This is a genomic window from Saliniferula longa (assembly GCF_050789285.1).
Taxonomy (GTDB): Bacteria; Pseudomonadota; Alphaproteobacteria; order Rhodobacterales; family Rhodobacteraceae; genus CAVPWP01.
On record NZ_JBOUVX010000002.1, the window covers coordinates 75713 to 90780 of the forward strand.

A 15068-nucleotide genomic window follows, 5' to 3' on the forward strand; every position below is an offset into this window, starting at 1 on the left:
TCCACGAAATCCGGGCAGGTTCTTGCCGGACAGGGCATCGCGAACGTGCACGGCACGACGATCCCTTCCGGCTCGTCGCTCAAAGGTGCGCCACCATACACTTTGGACTCCGGGATGTGTCCCGGGCGGTCGTCTTAGGTATCGCCCGCCTTCTGGAGAGACGCCCCGAAGTCATGGCTGTTCGACCGTGGACGACCGAGGCGGCAGCAGCGCGTCCGGCGGCATCGGTGCGCCGCCAAGTTCCGCCCGGAAGCCCAGAAGGGTCAGGTCGTCGGGAAGCACCGCCAGCGCCTCGTCCACGATCGCGAGCGCGCGCTCGGGGCCCTCGATCGCTGCAGCAATCCGAACCCTCATGACCCAGGCTTCCTGGCGTTGCGGATCCATCCGCACGACCTCGGCGAAGGCGCGATCCGCCGCCTCTAGGTTCCGCATGGTCAGCGAAATGCCCGCGAGCTGCAGGTGGGTTTCGGGAAAGTCGAGGCGGCTCGCCATGGCGGACTGCCATTCCCCCATGGCGGCCCGGAAGGCCGCTTCGATCCGGCCCGGGTAACGGGCCACGGGCGCGTCGAGCAGCGCGCGCGCCGCCGCGATCCGGACAGACCGGATCGGATCGTCGAGCAGGTCCACCACCCGCACCACCCGGTCCTGCGGCGGAGCAAGGCGTTGCACCCCGACGGCGGCGGCGCGGACCAGCGGATCGGGATCGGACAGAAGCGGGACAAGCCGCTCGGCCACCTCCTCGCTCTCGGACTGCTCCAGAAGCCACGCAGCCGTTGCCCGCACGATACCGGGTGCGTCTGCGTCCATGGCAAGCGTGGCAAGGCCGCCCGCGCCCGCTACGGGATTGTCGCGCCCGCGCGCAAGGGTCAGGCCGTAGTGGTCGCCCCGGTTGTCGCTTTGCGGAAAGCGGCGTGCGATTTCAGCCGCGGCCCAGTCCGCGCCCTTGTCGGCATGGCATGTGGTGCAGGCGTCCGGCGCGCCTGTCACCGCCGCCAGATCGGGGCGCGGCACGCGGAACGAATGGTCCGCCCGCCAGTCGTTGCCCATGTAGACCTGTTCGGGCGCGTGGCAGGACTTGCACTGCGCGGCCTCCGAGCCTTCCTCGTGGAAATGGTGGGCGCGCGTGTCGTACTCGGCCGGCGTCAACGTCGGGAAGTCCGGGTTCCCGGCGGGCGAATGGCACTGCGTGCAGACGGCATTGCCATCGGCCACGAGGTCTGCCCGATGCGGGTCGTGGCAATCAAGACAGCCGACGCCCTTGGCGTACATCTTCGACTGCAGGAACGATCCGTAGACATAGACCTCGTCGAGGATTTGCCCGTCGGCGTGATACTGACCGGGGCGGAGGAGGGCCAGGCCGTAGGAATCGTGATAGGGCGTGCCCGGCAGGGGTGAGGCGTCGTCATGCGCTTCGCGCCGGGAATGGCAGGTCGCGCATTGCTGGATCGTCGCTTCGGTCGTGCCGAAGGTCTGGGGGAAGCCATAGCCGGGTGGGGTGGGCGCCTCGCGGGTTGTGCCCAGGGCCTCCGCCCAGGCGAGATGCGCCTCGCCCGGGCCGTGGCAGGCTTCGCACCCGACGCCAATCTCGGCCTGTACCGAGGCGTAGCTGCGCGTCTGGGCGTCGTAATTCTTCTCATAGCCTGTGGCGTGGCATTCCGCGCAGCGCGCGTTCCAGTTCTTGTAGTGACCGGTCCAGTGAAGGCCGTCGTCGGGCGGCAGGTCCTGACCGGGGTAAAGGTGAAACCAACCACCCGTCTCGGTGTCCCAGACCACGTCGAAGCTTTGCAGCCGACCCGGCTCGGTCTCGAGGAGATATTGCTGGAGCGGCTCGATTCCGGCAACCGAATGGACCCGGTAGTCGGTCGTGGCGCCATCCTTCTCGGTTACCTCCACATGGTAGTCCCCGCCCTCGATGCGGAAGCGCGCCGTCATCCCGTCGTGCTCGAAAACGGTGCCGTCGAAATCGGCCACGATCGTTTCGGGCGAGGGCCAGGTCCAGGCAAGCGCATGGTGCGAACCCTCCCAGGCCTCTGCGGTCTCTTCGTGGCAGGAGACGCAGGACGCGGACCCGACATACCCCTCGCCGGCCGGTGCGAGCCCCGGAAGAAGAACCACCAGCGTGGTCAACGGGAGGAGAAGGCGATGGATCATGTGGTGGCTCCAGGGTTCAGAGGCGGAAGCGCGCTGATGTGCGCGCCGGCGTTCGCAGGTCGCCGAACAGCGCGCAAGGCGCCGTCGAGCGCGCGCCAGGCGTCATCCGGGCTGGTCGTCGGTTCGTTGCCCGAGCCGTAGCGCGCGCGCCCGAGCGTGGCGAGTGCCTTCTGCACGTCCGGATCGCGGCGCGGATCACGTCCCTCGGTGCGGGCCGCCCAGAGATCGAGCGCGGGGTGAAGCGTGGCGTGGTCGCGCCGGGCAACGACATGCGCAAGCGCGCGCCACGCATGGCTCTCCGACGCCAGCCGGGCGGCACGCCGCGCGGCGACCCGCCGGCGCAGGGACGGCAGGACCAGGCGCAGGCAAAGCGCGAGGAGCGCCGCGAACGCCACCCCGGCTGCGGCAAGCATGGCAAGCCGCAGGCGCCCGTCGGGATCCGCGAGGACGGCGGGAGGGCCGTCGACCGCGATCGCCACGGCGTCTGCGCGCGCCGTCTCGACCGTGCCGGTGTCGATGTCGAACCATTGCAGCACGACTTCCGGAAGCGTCCCCGACCCGCCGCCTTCGGCGACATAGGTGACGCTTTCCACGCGGCTCCCCGCAAGCTGACCACGGTTTTCCGTCTCTTCGACGACGGGGGTGTCGGGATAGGCGGCAAGGCCCGCGACCTCACCGGGCGGCAGAAGGGCCGGCAGGAACATGGGCGAGACGCCCGCCACCTCGACGGTGATCGTGCGCGTGATGCTGTCGCCCGGGACCATGGCGGATGGGTCGCCCGCGATCTGCTGGGTCAGCGACAGGTCTGACGCGGCGACGAAGGGATCGAGCCCCTCGGCAGCCTCGGGCAGCACGCCGGAAAGTGCCAGCGCCCCGGTCGAAAGTGTCGTGCGCACGGGCCCGTCCGCGGTGGCGTCCGCCCAGGTCACGACGACCTCCTGCGCGGGAAGCGCGAAGGCGCCGGGGAGCATCGGGGATATCCGGTAGCGCCGCGAGATGCCTGACCACGTGTCGCCGTCGATCCGCTCGGACACCGGGCTGGTGCCGCCTTCGGGCACCCGGACCAGCAGGTTCGGCGCCTCGAATCCTGGCCACACCGGCGGGGCCGTCATGAAGCTCGGAACGAGCACGGTGAGACGGAGGGTCAGGAACTGCCCCGGAACCGCCTCTGTCTCGGGGAAATCGACGCGCAGGACCGGCTGCCCGGAAGATGCCTCCTCGGGCGGCGGCGCCGGGTCGGCCGACTGCGCCTGAAGCGGCTGGCCGGCCAGAAGGGCGGCAAGGATGAACGCGGTCGGGCCGGGCCTCATTCGGTGCCCTCCTCGCCGCCGCCGTCGGCCGCCACGGGATTGGACACGCGCGCCGCGTCCTCGATCGCGAAGCGGATGCGCAGGAAATCCCCGGTGCGCGTGTCGACCGTGTTCATCCACTGCTCCGTCGACATAAGGCCGGGCCCGTCACCCTCCTCGGGCACCTCCATCTGGGTCTCCGTGCCGCGTCCCGCCTCGTTGTCGAGCACGACCTCGTCTGCGCCGATACCGGCATCTTCTCCGGTGTCCTCCGCTTCACGCAGGTCCTCCACATACTCGACGATCCGCCGCGCCTGTTCGAGGTTCTCGGCGGCGCCGGGGAAGTCGGGGTCGCGCGCCACCGCCGTCTCGAAGCTGCGCACCCCGTCGCGGTATCCCCGCGACTTGATGTGCGCCATGCCCTGGATGAACGCCGCCTCGGCGGTCTCGACGCGGTCGAGAACGGTCACAGCATCCTCGTACTGTCCGTGCCGGTAGAGCGCATAGCCGCGCCAGAGGGGGTCGACGAAAAGTTCTGCCGCGCGGCCGAAGTCCCGGTTCTCGTAAGCGAGCCGGCCCTGCTGGTCCGGCGTGAGGAACCAGTCAACGAGGCCGTCGGCGCGGGCGGCACCCGGCAGCCCGCACGCGACCGCAAGCGCGGCCAGCGCCGTCCAGCGCATCGTCCAGCCGCGTCGGAACCACAGCAGCAGAAGTGCGGCCGCCGGCCAGGCAAGCCAGTGCGCGCGGTCCTCCCACGGCTGGTCGCCGTCTTCAAGCTGCGCGCGGGTGTAGGCGGCGTTCAAAAGCGCGTCGATGCGGCGGATGTCGGCGTCGTCGGGCGTGACCGGCACGACGGGCAGACCCAGCGCATCGATGCCCCGGTCGCGCGCCCCGTCAGGAAGCATCGCGAGGACCGAGACCGCCTGTCCGCTTTCGCCGAGCGCGGGGACGTCCGCGGGATCGATGCCGTCCGTCACGAAAAGAATGCCGCCCACCCCGCCGTCCGCCTCTTCGGCGAGAAGCGCCTCGGCCAGGGCGAGCGCATCGGCCGCGGCCGCGCCCACGGCCGGCATGATGTCGGGCGACAGGCCGGCGAGATAGGGCACCATCACGCCGGGGTCCTCGGTCATCGGAACAACGACATGGGCGGTGCCGGCATAGGCGACGAGCGCCGTCCGCGCGCCCGCCCGCAGGTCGAGGAAATCGCGGATCTTCTGCTTGCCGCGCTCCAGGCGCGACGGCGCGATGTCGCCGGCTTCCATGGACGGCGTGACCGCCAGCACCACCACGGCCGGAGCCGACTGCGCGGCGAAGGGGTCGGGCACGCGCGACCAGGTCGGGCCGGCAGCACCAAGCGCCGCAAGCGCGAGCGTGAGCGCCACCCCGTCCACGGGTCTGAGCCGCCCCGCCCCGCCCCGACCGACCGTCAGGGCCTGTCGCAGATGCGGGGCAATGCCCTCCGCACGAAGTCCGCGCGCGCGCGCGGACCGCCGCACCGACCACCACAGGACCAGGATGACCGGCAGAAGCGCAAGCCAGAGCGGGCGCAGGAAGTGGAACGCCTCGAGGAAGAGTGCGGCATCCATCACGGCGTCCCCGTCGCCAACGCCCGGCGCCCCGCCGCGCGCCGCCTCGTCGCCCCGAGATGGAGAATCGCCAGCGTGCCAGTCCCGATCACCGCCGCCGAGGCGAGCGCCACCCACGACAGGGACTGGCGCGGTCGGTAGGACAGCGTCTCGACCTCGCGCGGGGCGAGCGCGTCGATCCGATCATAGACCTCCTGCAGCGCGCGTTCGTCCTCGGCGAAGAAATATTCTCCACCGGACCGGTCCGCGACGGCCTGGAGCGTGGCAAGGTCCACCCGGTTTTCGCCCGTGGCCTCGGGATCGCCAACGCCGATCGAGTAGATCTCGACGCCCCTGTCGGCGGCGATCTCGGCGGCGTTGACAGGGCTCATCCGGCTCGCCGTGTCCGATCCGTCGGACAGAAGGATCAGAAGCCGCTGGTCGATATCCGATGCCTCGAAGGTCCGGATGGCAAGCCCGATCGCGTCACCAAGCGCCGTGTGCGGCCCCGCCATCCCCACCTCCGTCCGGTCGAGAAGAGCGAGAATCGTGTCGAGGTCGTCCGTCAACGGGGCCTGAAGGTAGGCGGCGGAGCCGAACACGATCAACGCCATCCGGTCGCCGTCGCGGCCCGCGACGAAGGAGGTCACGACGTCGCGCACGCCGGCAAGGCGCTGCTTGCGCCCGCCGTCCGGGGTCGCGAAGTCGCGCGCGTCCATCGAGCCCGAGATGTCGATGGCAAGGACGACGTCGCGCGCGGCGCGTTCGGTCGTGACCGGCGGGCCCACGCGCTCGGGCCGGGCAAGCGCCAGCACGACCAGCCCCCAGCAAAGCGCGCCGGCTGCCGTGGCGAACCACGGCCGCGACAGCACCGCCGCACCGGCGCGCGGTTCGACGCCCGCGGCCTCGGTCACGCGGCGGAAAAAGGGGAACCGCACCGCTTCCTCGCGCTCCCGGTGCGGCGGAACAAGGCGCCACACAAGGATCGGCAGGGGCAGGAGCCATAGCGCCCAGGGCGCGGCCAGGCCAATCATGCGGCATCCCTCTGCCGCCGCGCGCGGCTCTCGTTCGGCGGCTCGCGCCGATGGGTGCGAAGCCAGCTCTCCGCCGCGCGCCGCAGCGCCGGCGAAGCCGTCGTCGCGCCGCCGCGCCAGGGCGCCGTGACAAGCTCGCGCCCGGTCGTCTCGGAAAAGCCGTCCGGCCCGGTGCGGTCGAGAAAGGCAATCCAGTCCGCGCCCGCAAGCCCCGCGACGTCCTCGCGGGGCCACGCCGCAAGAGCGGCGCGGCGCAGGACCACCGCGATCTCTGCCGGCGTCGTCGCTTGCGCCAGTTCGGCCAGCGCGGCCTGCCGATAGGCATTGGCGCGACGGTGCGCCACCCGTCGCCGGACAAGCCACACGAAGAGCCCCGCCGCGATCACGGCGAGCAAGGCCCAGCCCCATGTCTCCGGAACAAGCGGGACGGGCGCAGGCTCGGACGGCTCGATCAGCGCGTCGATCAGATCGACGAGGTTCACCGGACCCGCGTGATCGGTCTCGCCCCCGTTCATCGCGGACCAAGCCCCATGAGCCGACGCATCTGCGGCAACGTCTCCTCGGCGGCGCTGAGCGGAAGAACGGGCACGCCGAAGCGGCGCTGCCAGTCGAGCACTTCCGCAAGCCGGCCCGTCGCGAAATCGCGCAACCGTCTGCGCGAGTCCGCGCCGCGCGTGTCGATCTCGGCCTGGAGCGTGCCGTCGGACACGACGAGCCGAACGTTCGTCTCAAGGCCTTCGCCCAGGGGATCGGTGACCGTGACGAGGACCAGATCGTTCCTCCGCGCAAGCCCCGAGACGATGCGCGCCGTCTGGTCGTCGATTCCGTCGAAGTCGCTCAGGACGATGACAAGGTGGTTGCGCGGCGCGATCCGGGCCACGGCGCGCATCACCTGCGTCAGCCCGACGGGTTCGACCGCCGGTGCATCCGGGCGCAGCAGATCGTTCGCCTCGGCAAGGGCTGAAAGGAACCGGTTCAGCGCGGCCCGGCTGCGCTGCGGCCGGACTTCGGCGACCACCGCGTCGCCGAAGACGATTCCGCCGACGCGGTCGCCCTGATCGAGGATGCGGAAGGCCGACAGCGCGGCGGCCTCGGCGGCGGTCACGGACTTCATGTTCAGCACCGAACCGAAGAACATGCTCATGCGCTGGTCCACGACGATCAGCGCGGGGCGGTCGCGTTCCTCGGTCATGACCCGGACATGGGGGCGGCCGGTGCGGGCCGTCACCTTCCAGTCGATCGCGCGGATGTCGTCACCCGGCAGGTAGTCGCGCAGGTCCTCGAAGTTCAGACCCCGTCCGCGCAGGCGCGAGGCATGGCGGCCGTTCAGGATCGAGCGCGCCGGCTGGCGCGGCAGGAAGCTCAGACCCGTCGCACGCCGATCGAGGGTGCGCAGGTGCTCGAGATCGGCATGGATGCGCGGGTCACGGGCCACTCGCGGCGCGGCAGGCAGCGTTGCGGTGCGGATTCGGGCGGCGCGGTCCTGCATGGCCTCTTCCTCAGGGCAGCGCCACCTGACGCACGATCTCGGCCACCACGGCGTCCGGCGTGACGCCTTCGCCCTGCGCCTCGTAGGTAAGGCGCAGCCGGTGCCGCATGACGTCGGCGACGATGGCGCGCACGTCCTCGGGATCGACGTAATCGCGCCCGGCGAGCCAGGCATGTGTCCGGCCGCACTTGTCGAGCGCGAGAGAGGCGCGGGGCGAGGCGCCGATCTCGATCCAGCGCCTGAGGTCGTCACCGAAGTCCGCCGGAATGCGCGTCGCGTTCACCAGATCGGCCATGTAGCGTTCCATCTCGGGCGCGACATGAAGGGCGGCGATGGCGCGGCGCGACGCGAAAACGGCGTCCTGCGGGATCGGCTCGGGCATCGTCTTGTCTTTCGCGTCGTCGGTGGTCTGTGCCGCCTGTTCTTCTCCGCGTACCAGCCGGATCACCTGGACCTCGTCCTCGACCGGCGGGAAGGTGATCATGACGTGCATTAGGAAGCGATCCATCTGCGCTTCGGGCAGCGGATAGGTTCCCTCCTGCTCGATCGGGTTCTGCGTGGCCATGACCATGAAGAGCGGCTCCATCCTGTGCGTCGTGCCGGCCACCGTCACCTGTCGCTCCTCCATCGCCTCGAGCAGCGCGGCCTGCACCTTGGCGGGGGCGCGGTTGATCTCGTCTGCCAGCACGATATTGGCAAAAATCGGTCCCGGCTCGAACCGGAACTCGCCGCCCTTGTCGGACTGGTAGTAGACCTCGGTCCCCGTGACGTCCGAGGGCAGGAGGTCCGGTGTGAACTGGATGCGCGAGAAGTTGCAGTCGAGATTCCGGGCGAGCGCCTTGATCGCGCGCGTCTTGGCAAGGCCGGGCAACCCCTCGACCAGCAGGTTGCCGTTCGCCAGCAGCCCGATCAGCAGCCGCTCGATCACGTCGCGCTGGCCGATGATCGCCTCGCCCATCCGCGTCCGCAATTCCTCGATCCGCTCGCGGGCCGCGGTTTCGTCTGCCGGTCTGCCTGACTCGTTCATGCCATCTGATCCCCCGTTTCGCCGGCAAGCCTCGCCCGGGCTGCCGTCGTGGTCTTCCAGGCCGCGCCGATGACCTCCGGGACGTGCGGAGCAAGCTCTTGCAGCGCCTCCGACGGCACGGCCGAGACAACGAGCGGCATGCACCACGTGTTGCCGGAGGCGACGACGCACCGGGGCGGATCCTCGCGGGCGGTGGCCCCGATGGCCTCTTCGCAAACCTCCCGGTAGCCGACCCAGAGCTTTCGCGCGTCGGGGTAGGCGACAGAGACCCCGGCGGGTTCGGACGCGTCGAAGCCCTTCAGATGGAACCTCTTGTCGCCCTCGGCGCGATGCCGCTTCGCAAACTGTTTTCGGTTCAGAGCGAACTCCGACTTCTCGGGTGTCGGGCGGGCCGGCGCGGGGAACCGAGCATGCGCCGAGGTGGCGACCGCCGCGACTGGCCAGACGGACCTCATCTGGACCATACCTGCTCCCAGTCCTCGGCCACGTCGACGAACAGCCAGCCCCGGCCAGGGCCCGCATCGAGGCCGCCGACGCGTTGCCCGGCGCGGCTGTCCGGGTCGCAGGCGGCCTCGTGTCCGCCGTCTGTGTGGTGGACGATCATCGCGAAGCGGGCGCCGCCCCCCGCCACGGTGTATGCGGGCATCTGGAAGTCTCCGTCCCAATTGCCTACCGCGAAGATCGGTCGCCGTCCGATACGGCTTTCGAGTCCGACGGTCTTTCCGGCCTTGTCGCCCCCGAAGGCGATGCCGGGCAGCTTCAACACCTGCGCGGTCCCATCGTCTGGTTCCGTCGGGTTGGCCGATCCCAGGACATGTTCGGGCGGGATGCCATAGGTTTCTTCCGCGAGGATACGCAGGAAGTGCACGCTGCCGTCCGAGACGACCCAGGTCTCGAACCCCTCGTCCCGCAGGTAGGCGAGAAGCTCGAGCATCGGCTGATAGATCATGTCGCGGTAGGGTAGTCCCGTATCGGGGTGCGTCGCGGTCCGCAGCCAGTCCCGCACGTCGGCCTGGAAGTCAGGCACGAACATCCCCGAATGCAGGACATTCAGAACCTCGATCGCGCCTTTGGCGCCGCCGGCGCGCATGGCTTCCACGTCCCCCGCGCAGGCGGCCCGCAGGACATCGGACGTCAGGATGGATGGATCGGCCACGGCTTTTTCGCGCAGCCGGTCCATCGCGTGGATGAGCTGAAGATGCACCGCCTGCTCGGCCCAGAGGCACCCGTCGTCGTCAAAGACGGCGATCCGGTTTGCCGGAGTGACGTAATCGGGAGAGGACGGGTCGGTCACGCTTTCGACAAAGGCGATGATCCTCGCTTTCGCCACGGTGTCGTTCCACGAGGGCAAGGGATCGGCAAGAACAGGGGCAGCGTCGCCGAAATTGAACAAGATGGCGATGGGCTGGTGCATCTGATCGCTCCCTTGGGGATCGGCTGCGCGGCGTCAGGTGGTGCCGCGGCCGATCATCTACTGCCGGCAGGCCCGCACCTGTCCTGGCACCTGCGCACCGTTGGGTGTGAGGACGGTGACCTCGCGTGGTTCGACAAACGTCGATCCGTCGGGTCGTTGCCCGCCGAGGCCGCAAGCGTGAGGGGGGATGAGAATCAAGAAACGAGGGCTCATGTCGTAGGTTCTTCCTGACTCAACGCACCGCGGGGAGCTGGCCGGCGGCGGGCCGCCCGAGGGAGCGCTGGGCCGCCGCCGACCGTCGAGCGACGCCCCGGATTCGTGTCCGGGGCGTCAGGTTGCATGGGCTACTGGGCGCCGCCGGGCTGCGACAGCGTTTCCAGCACCTTGTCGAGGCTGAAGGAAGCCGCTTCCTGCCGCGGCGGATATTCCTGGAAGGTCGCCAGGAAATTCGCCACGTACTGCTGCGCCGGCACGAGCATGAACGCACGGTCGAGCATCCAGTCGTAGTAGGTGTTCGACGTGCGGTAGGCGCGTTCGTACGGATCCTGGCGCAGGTTGAAGATAAGCGGCGTCCGCAGCGGCGTCAGCGGCTGGACCCAGGCCCGGAAGGTCGACCAGGCTTCCTGCTCGAGGAACATGATCTTCCAGTCCATATAGCGAAGGGCCATCAGGTCTCCGTCGTCGGAGAAGTAGAAGATCTCCTTGCGCTCGCTCTCGTCGGTCTCGCCGGTCAGCATCGGCAGGATGTTGTAGCCGTCGAGATGGACCCGGTAATCGCGACCAAGCGACTGGTTGGTGACGCCATCGAGAAGATCTTCCTTGATCGTCTCGTTGCCCGCTGCGGCAAGGAAGGTGGGCAACCAGTCCATGTGGTGGACGATTTGGTTCGAGACCGATCCGGCTTCGATCTGACCCGGCCAGCGGACCATTGCCGGCACACGCCAGGCGCCTTCCCAGTTCGTGTTCTTCTCGCCCCAGAACGGCGTCATCCCGGCGTCAGGCCACGTGTTCATGTGCGGGCCGTTGTCGGTCGAATAGAGCACGATCGTGTTGTCTTCGATTCCAAGTTCCTCGAGCTTCGCGAGGAACTGACCGATGTGCATATCGTGCTGAACCATGCCGGCCTGGTATTCGCTCAACCTGCGCCCTGCGATGTCGTTGGCCTCGGCGCGGAAGTCGTCGGCGACGTGGGTCCGGAAGTGCATCCGCGTGCCCGACCACCAGACGAACCATGGAACGCCCTCGGCCTCTTTCCGCTCGATGAAGTCGAGCGCGGCGGCCACCGTCTCGTCGTCGACGGTCTCCATCCGCTGGCGTGTCAGCGGACCGGTATCCTCGATCTCGCCATCGGCCGACGAGCGGATAACGCCGCGCGGGCCGAAACGCTCGCGGAAGGTCTCGCCGTCGGGCAGCACCAGATCGCCCGGATAGTCCTCGTTCTCGGGCTCTTCCTCGGCGTTCAGGTGATAGAGGTTGCCGAAGAATTCGTCGAAACCGTGGTTCGTCGGCAGGTGCTCGTCGCGGTCGCCGAGATGGTTCTTCCCGAATTGGCCGGTGGCGTAGCCCTCGTCCTTCAGGAGGCCGGCGATCGTGGGATCCTCGACCTGCATGCCTTCTTCGGCGCCGGGAAGTCCGACCTTGGAAAGGCCCGTACGGAACACCGACTGGCCCATGATGAACGACGCGCGTCCGGCGGTGCACGATTGTTCGCCGTAGTAGTCGGTGAACATCATGCCCTCGGCCGCGATCCGGTCGATGTTGGGTGTCTCGTAGCCCATCAGGCCGAAGGTATAGGCCGAGATGTTCGATTGCCCGATGTCGTCGCCCCAAATGACAAGGATGTTGGGCGGATCGGCATCCTGGGCATGGGCCGCCGCCGCTCCGAGAGCGAGGGCCAGCGTGGTTGCGAACCTGAGGTTGATCATGGGGCGTCGTCTCCCTGGTTTTGAACTGCCCGAAAGCGGGCGTCGTTCGGGAGACAGCGGTTGCGACCGGAAAGGCGTGGCCTGGTCAGCCATCCCCAAAACTGCCCCTAGCCTGACTGACGCCGGGTAAGCCCGATAGTTGGACCAAAGGCCAATGCGCTCGCTCGGCCGGTTTGGTCGCTTTAGGACGCGAGGAACTTTTCGAGGTCGTCGGCGCGAAGCGGCTTTCTGAGAAGGAGGCTGGCCCCAGCCGCGCGGCAGGCGTCGGCCGCGCCTTCGGTTTCAAGGCCCGACATCACAAGGATTCTTGCCTCCGGCCACCGGGCCAGGACGCGCGCGACAAGCGCGGGGCCCGACGGCGCGGGCATATGAAGGTCAAGAAGGACATGCGTGGGCGGTGCAGCGCCCATCCCGTAAAGCAGCGCATTCCCCGAGGTGAAGGCGAACGCCTCGTGACCGAGCGATATGGCTAGCCGCCGAAGTGCTCGCCCCACGCCCGGATCGTCATCGACGATGGCGATGCAGAAGGTGTGTTCGCCCATCTGACGAAACTATCCTGATGCGCCCGGGCGCGGTAGTTGGACCGTAGTCCAATACCGGCCTTCACGTGCGATCGCGATGCCGCACGACCATCGTCACGAGATCCGCAAGCGTCTGGGCGCCCATCTTTCGCATGACCCGAGCCCGATGCACCTTGACGGTCTTTTCGACGATGTCGAGGTCATATGCGATCTGCTTGTTCAGCCGACCGGCAACCGCGGCGTCAAGAACTTCCCGTTCGCGTGCCGTAAGGCTGTCGAGGCGCGCCTCGAAGTCGTCCGACGCGGCCCTTGCCTCGCGACGTGCGCGGTCGATGCCGATCGCCCGTTCGACGGTGGTCAGAAGAACCTCCGGTTCGACGGGTTTGGTAAGGTAATCAACGGCCCCGTCCTTCATGGCGCGGACACTCGACCCGATGTCTCCTTCTCCTGTCAGGAAGATGACAGGCAAGGGCGCCCGTTTGCCGGACAGCCAGCGCTGCACGACATGGCCGTCGATTTCGGGCATCTGGCGGTCGAGGATGAGGCATCCCGGCGTCTCAGGATCGAGGTCGCGGAGGAAAAGCCTCGCATCCGTATAGGTGCGCGCGTCGAACCCCGCCGAGCCGAGCAGCCGCGCGAGCGACTTGAGTACCGAGAGGTCGTCATCGACGATGTGAACGATCGCATTGCCCGCCATAGGGTTCACCGGGGCGGCAAGGCGAGCACGACGCGGGCGCCATGATCGCAGGGCGCGAAGGCGATCGTTCCATTGTGCGCCTCTGCAATCGTCCGGCAGATGGCAAGACCCATGCCAAGACCGTTCGCCTTGGTCGTGACGAAGGGTCGGAACGGGTCTTTCGCCGCTGCGCCGGCAAGTCCGGGACCCGTGTCTTCCACCGCGATCATCCGCCAGCCGTCCGGGCGCTCGGCCGTTTCGATCGTCAGAACCCGCTTGTCGCTTGATGCTTCGGTCATGGCGTCCATCCCGTTCAGGATCAGGTTGAGCAGAATCTGCTTCAGCTGTTCGGTGTCGCCAAGGACCAGCAGGGGCTGCGGCGCGGGCCGGAACAGGATCTGGACGTCGCGGAGCAACGCCTCGCTCTGTATCAGCGCGGTGACGGCCTTTGCCACGTCGTTCAGGTCCACCGGCCTGAGGTCGATGGACTTCCGGTACATCAGGGTTCTCAGGTCCGAGATGATCTTCGCCGCGCGCCGGTCATCTTCGGCGATGTCCGCGAGGATCTCGCCGACCTCCTCGAGATCGGGTGGCGACTTGCGCAGAAGCCGCGTCCCGGCTTCGGCGTTCGCAAGGATTGCGGAAAGAGGCTGATTCAGTTCGTGCGTGATGGCCCCCGAAAGGGCGCCAAGCTGCGAAACACGCGAAAGCCTTGCCACCTCAAGCCGATGCTCGGCGGCTTCGCGCTGGGCGACCTGCCGCCGACGCCCCTGCACGATCAGCGCCGCGATCGTCGCGGATTGCGCCAGGACCACGGCGGCCACCGCCACGATCGTCGTGCGGTAGCGCTCCCAGACGCTTGGCGTGTAATTGAGCAGGACCGCGTCGAGCGGCCGAAGCGCGGGATCAAGACCAAAGCGTCGCAGCTGCGCCCAATCCAAGACGCTGGCATGCGGAACGGAAATGACCGTGCCCTCGCCAAGACTGCCGGCGATCGCGTCGACCGCCAGCCCGCCGACGGTGCGGCCCACATCCTCGAAGCTTTCGACCACGCCACCCACCACGCCGTTTTCGATGAAGGTGCTGTAGACGCCCCACGACGGCGCACCCGAGCGCGCGGCGATGAGGCCGGCAGCTTCGGCAGGTATGAAGCGCGCGCCGGCGGCGTCCTCGAAGATCGTGAGGATCAGGAGAATCGTGTCTGCGCCGAGGGCCGCGGCAGCGGTCTCGAATTCGGACAGGGTCAGGCCTGAAACATATTCGACCTCGAGCCCTTGCTCTTCGGCAAGCGCCTCCTGGGCGGTTCTTTGCCAATTCCTGTCGAACTCGGACGACCCGGTGAACACGACCAGTCTTCGGGCATCGGGCTGCATCCCTTTCGCCAGCGCGACAGTCTCGCCAACATCGAACGACGTGATCGCGACGTGGGTATCGGGCGGCAGCGCGTCTCCGATGCTTCTCTGCGTGATCGCTCCCGCAACGACAGGCGCACCCGGCGCAAATTGGTCCCGGTGTGCCATCACGAGCGTGTACGCCGCCGGACCGACGGCGACAATCACATCGACCGGCGTAGCCGCGTACTTGCGCACCAGCATTTCGACAAATGCCTGGTCCTGCGCCTCTTCGGGAAACTGCTGGATGGCGCGAAACTCGGTGTAAAGTTCGTGGCGCGGCGATAGCGCCTTTTCCAGCACCTCAGACAGCCCTGTCGCTATTCGCAGGTTCGCGGTCAGGGTGCTCGTGTCCGAATACACGACCAGGATGCGCGGCGGCCGATCCGCCGACTGGGCCCCGGCGATGAAGGGCACAAGCGCCGCAAGCAGAAGCGCCGCGAGAAACGCCCGGACCCTACGGCGGTCGGTCGGCCGCGTCAGGTGAAACAAGTAGTATCCCGCAGGCATGCTCAATTGGCGTCTTGGTCCCTGCCTCAAGGTCAAGGTCTAAGTCGCAGACCTGAGATGTCCAGTCACCTTGTGC

Annotated in this window: 13 protein-coding genes; all 13 read right to left on the reverse strand. The window is 68.2% G+C overall.

Annotation, left to right across the window (positions count from 1 at the left end):
• Window positions 1–171 precede the first annotated feature (171 nt).
• The 13 genes from ACRDNQ_RS06955 to ACRDNQ_RS07015 all read right to left on the reverse strand — a co-directional run bounded on the left by ACRDNQ_RS06955 (window position 172) and on the right by ACRDNQ_RS07015 (window position 14992).
• On the reverse strand, window positions 172–2151 hold the full coding sequence (locus ACRDNQ_RS06955) for a cytochrome c3 family protein (protein WP_431827928.1): 1980 nt from the start codon (window positions 2149–2151) through the stop codon (window positions 172–174).
• Complete coding sequence (locus tag ACRDNQ_RS06960; protein WP_431827929.1) at window positions 2148–3461, reverse strand: hypothetical protein; 1314 nt, start codon at window positions 3459–3461, stop codon at window positions 2148–2150. The genes ACRDNQ_RS06955 and ACRDNQ_RS06960 overlap by 4 nt, the downstream gene beginning before the upstream one ends.
• Window positions 3458–5026: a VWA domain-containing protein gene (locus ACRDNQ_RS06965; RefSeq protein WP_431827930.1), complete on the reverse strand. Its 1569-nt coding sequence runs from the start codon at window positions 5024–5026 to the stop codon at window positions 3458–3460. The genes ACRDNQ_RS06960 and ACRDNQ_RS06965 overlap by 4 nt, the downstream gene beginning before the upstream one ends.
• Entirely contained in the window at window positions 5026–6039 is a 1014-nt protein-coding gene (locus ACRDNQ_RS06970) for a vWA domain-containing protein (RefSeq protein WP_431827931.1), read from the reverse strand. The genes ACRDNQ_RS06965 and ACRDNQ_RS06970 overlap by 1 nt, the downstream gene beginning before the upstream one ends.
• Complete coding sequence (locus ACRDNQ_RS06975) at window positions 6036–6554, reverse strand: DUF4381 domain-containing protein (RefSeq protein ID WP_431827932.1); 519 nt, start codon at window positions 6552–6554, stop codon at window positions 6036–6038. Before ACRDNQ_RS06975 ends, ACRDNQ_RS06970 begins: the two co-directional genes overlap by 4 nt.
• Window positions 6551–7528 (reverse strand): DUF58 domain-containing protein, encoded by a 978-nt coding sequence (locus ACRDNQ_RS06980; protein ID WP_431827933.1) that lies wholly within the window; start codon window positions 7526–7528, stop codon window positions 6551–6553. The genes ACRDNQ_RS06975 and ACRDNQ_RS06980 overlap by 4 nt, the downstream gene beginning before the upstream one ends.
• 10 nt (window positions 7529–7538) lie before the next feature.
• Entirely contained in the window at window positions 7539–8555 is a 1017-nt protein-coding gene (locus tag ACRDNQ_RS06985; RefSeq protein WP_431827934.1) for an AAA family ATPase, read from the reverse strand.
• Window positions 8552–9010 carry a hypothetical protein gene (locus tag ACRDNQ_RS06990; RefSeq protein ID WP_431827935.1) on the reverse strand — a complete coding sequence of 153 codons (459 nt, stop codon included), beginning with the start codon at window positions 9008–9010 and terminating at the stop codon, window positions 8552–8554. Before ACRDNQ_RS06990 ends, ACRDNQ_RS06985 begins: the two co-directional genes overlap by 4 nt.
• A complete protein-coding gene (locus ACRDNQ_RS06995) occupies window positions 9007–9969 on the reverse strand; it encodes a haloacid dehalogenase-like hydrolase (RefSeq protein WP_431827936.1) in 963 nt (320 codons plus the stop codon). The genes ACRDNQ_RS06990 and ACRDNQ_RS06995 overlap by 4 nt, the downstream gene beginning before the upstream one ends.
• Window positions 9970–10313: 344 nt before the next feature.
• Complete coding sequence (locus ACRDNQ_RS07000; RefSeq protein ID WP_431827937.1) at window positions 10314–11894, reverse strand: arylsulfatase; 1581 nt, start codon at window positions 11892–11894, stop codon at window positions 10314–10316.
• Window positions 11895–12076: 182 nt separating this feature from the next.
• A complete protein-coding gene (locus ACRDNQ_RS07005) occupies window positions 12077–12436 on the reverse strand; it encodes a response regulator (protein WP_431827938.1) in 360 nt (119 codons plus the stop codon).
• A 61-nt stretch (window positions 12437–12497) separates the two neighbouring features.
• Entirely contained in the window at window positions 12498–13112 is a 615-nt protein-coding gene (locus ACRDNQ_RS07010; RefSeq protein WP_431829084.1) for a response regulator transcription factor, read from the reverse strand.
• A gap of 5 nt (window positions 13113–13117) precedes the next feature.
• The gene (locus ACRDNQ_RS07015) at window positions 13118–14992 is read right to left on the reverse strand and encodes a sensor histidine kinase (protein ID WP_431827939.1); all 1875 of its coding nucleotides are present in this window, start codon (window positions 14990–14992) and stop codon (window positions 13118–13120) included.
• Between the last annotated feature and the right edge of the window lie 76 nt (window positions 14993–15068).

Excerpts from the sequence above, each read along its gene's own strand:
- ACRDNQ_RS07010 (WP_431829084.1), bottom strand. The coding sequence starts at position 13,112 with ATGGCGGGCAATGCGATCGTTCACATCGTCGATGACGACCTCTCGGTA.
- ACRDNQ_RS06975 (WP_431827932.1), bottom strand. The coding sequence starts at position 6,554 with ATGAACGGGGGCGAGACCGATCACGCGGGTCCGGTGAACCTCGTCGAT.
- ACRDNQ_RS06995 (WP_431827936.1), bottom strand. The coding sequence starts at position 9,969 with ATGCACCAGCCCATCGCCATCTTGTTCAATTTCGGCGACGCTGCCCCT.
- ACRDNQ_RS06955 (WP_431827928.1), bottom strand. The coding sequence starts at position 2,151 with ATGATCCATCGCCTTCTCCTCCCGTTGACCACGCTGGTGGTTCTTCTT.
- ACRDNQ_RS06970 (WP_431827931.1), bottom strand. The coding sequence starts at position 6,039 with ATGATTGGCCTGGCCGCGCCCTGGGCGCTATGGCTCCTGCCCCTGCCG.
- ACRDNQ_RS06980 (WP_431827933.1), bottom strand. The coding sequence starts at position 7,528 with ATGCAGGACCGCGCCGCCCGAATCCGCACCGCAACGCTGCCTGCCGCG.
- ACRDNQ_RS07015 (WP_431827939.1), bottom strand. The coding sequence starts at position 14,992 with ATGCCTGCGGGATACTACTTGTTTCACCTGACGCGGCCGACCGACCGC.
- ACRDNQ_RS06985 (WP_431827934.1), bottom strand. The coding sequence starts at position 8,555 with ATGAACGAGTCAGGCAGACCGGCAGACGAAACCGCGGCCCGCGAGCGG.
- ACRDNQ_RS06960 (WP_431827929.1), bottom strand. The coding sequence starts at position 3,461 with ATGAGGCCCGGCCCGACCGCGTTCATCCTTGCCGCCCTTCTGGCCGGC.
- ACRDNQ_RS06990 (WP_431827935.1), bottom strand. The coding sequence starts at position 9,010 with ATGAGGTCCGTCTGGCCAGTCGCGGCGGTCGCCACCTCGGCGCATGCT.
- ACRDNQ_RS07005 (WP_431827938.1), bottom strand. The coding sequence starts at position 12,436 with ATGGGCGAACACACCTTCTGCATCGCCATCGTCGATGACGATCCGGGC.
- ACRDNQ_RS06965 (WP_431827930.1), bottom strand. The coding sequence starts at position 5,026 with ATGGATGCCGCACTCTTCCTCGAGGCGTTCCACTTCCTGCGCCCGCTC.
- ACRDNQ_RS07000 (WP_431827937.1), bottom strand. The coding sequence starts at position 11,894 with ATGATCAACCTCAGGTTCGCAACCACGCTGGCCCTCGCTCTCGGAGCG.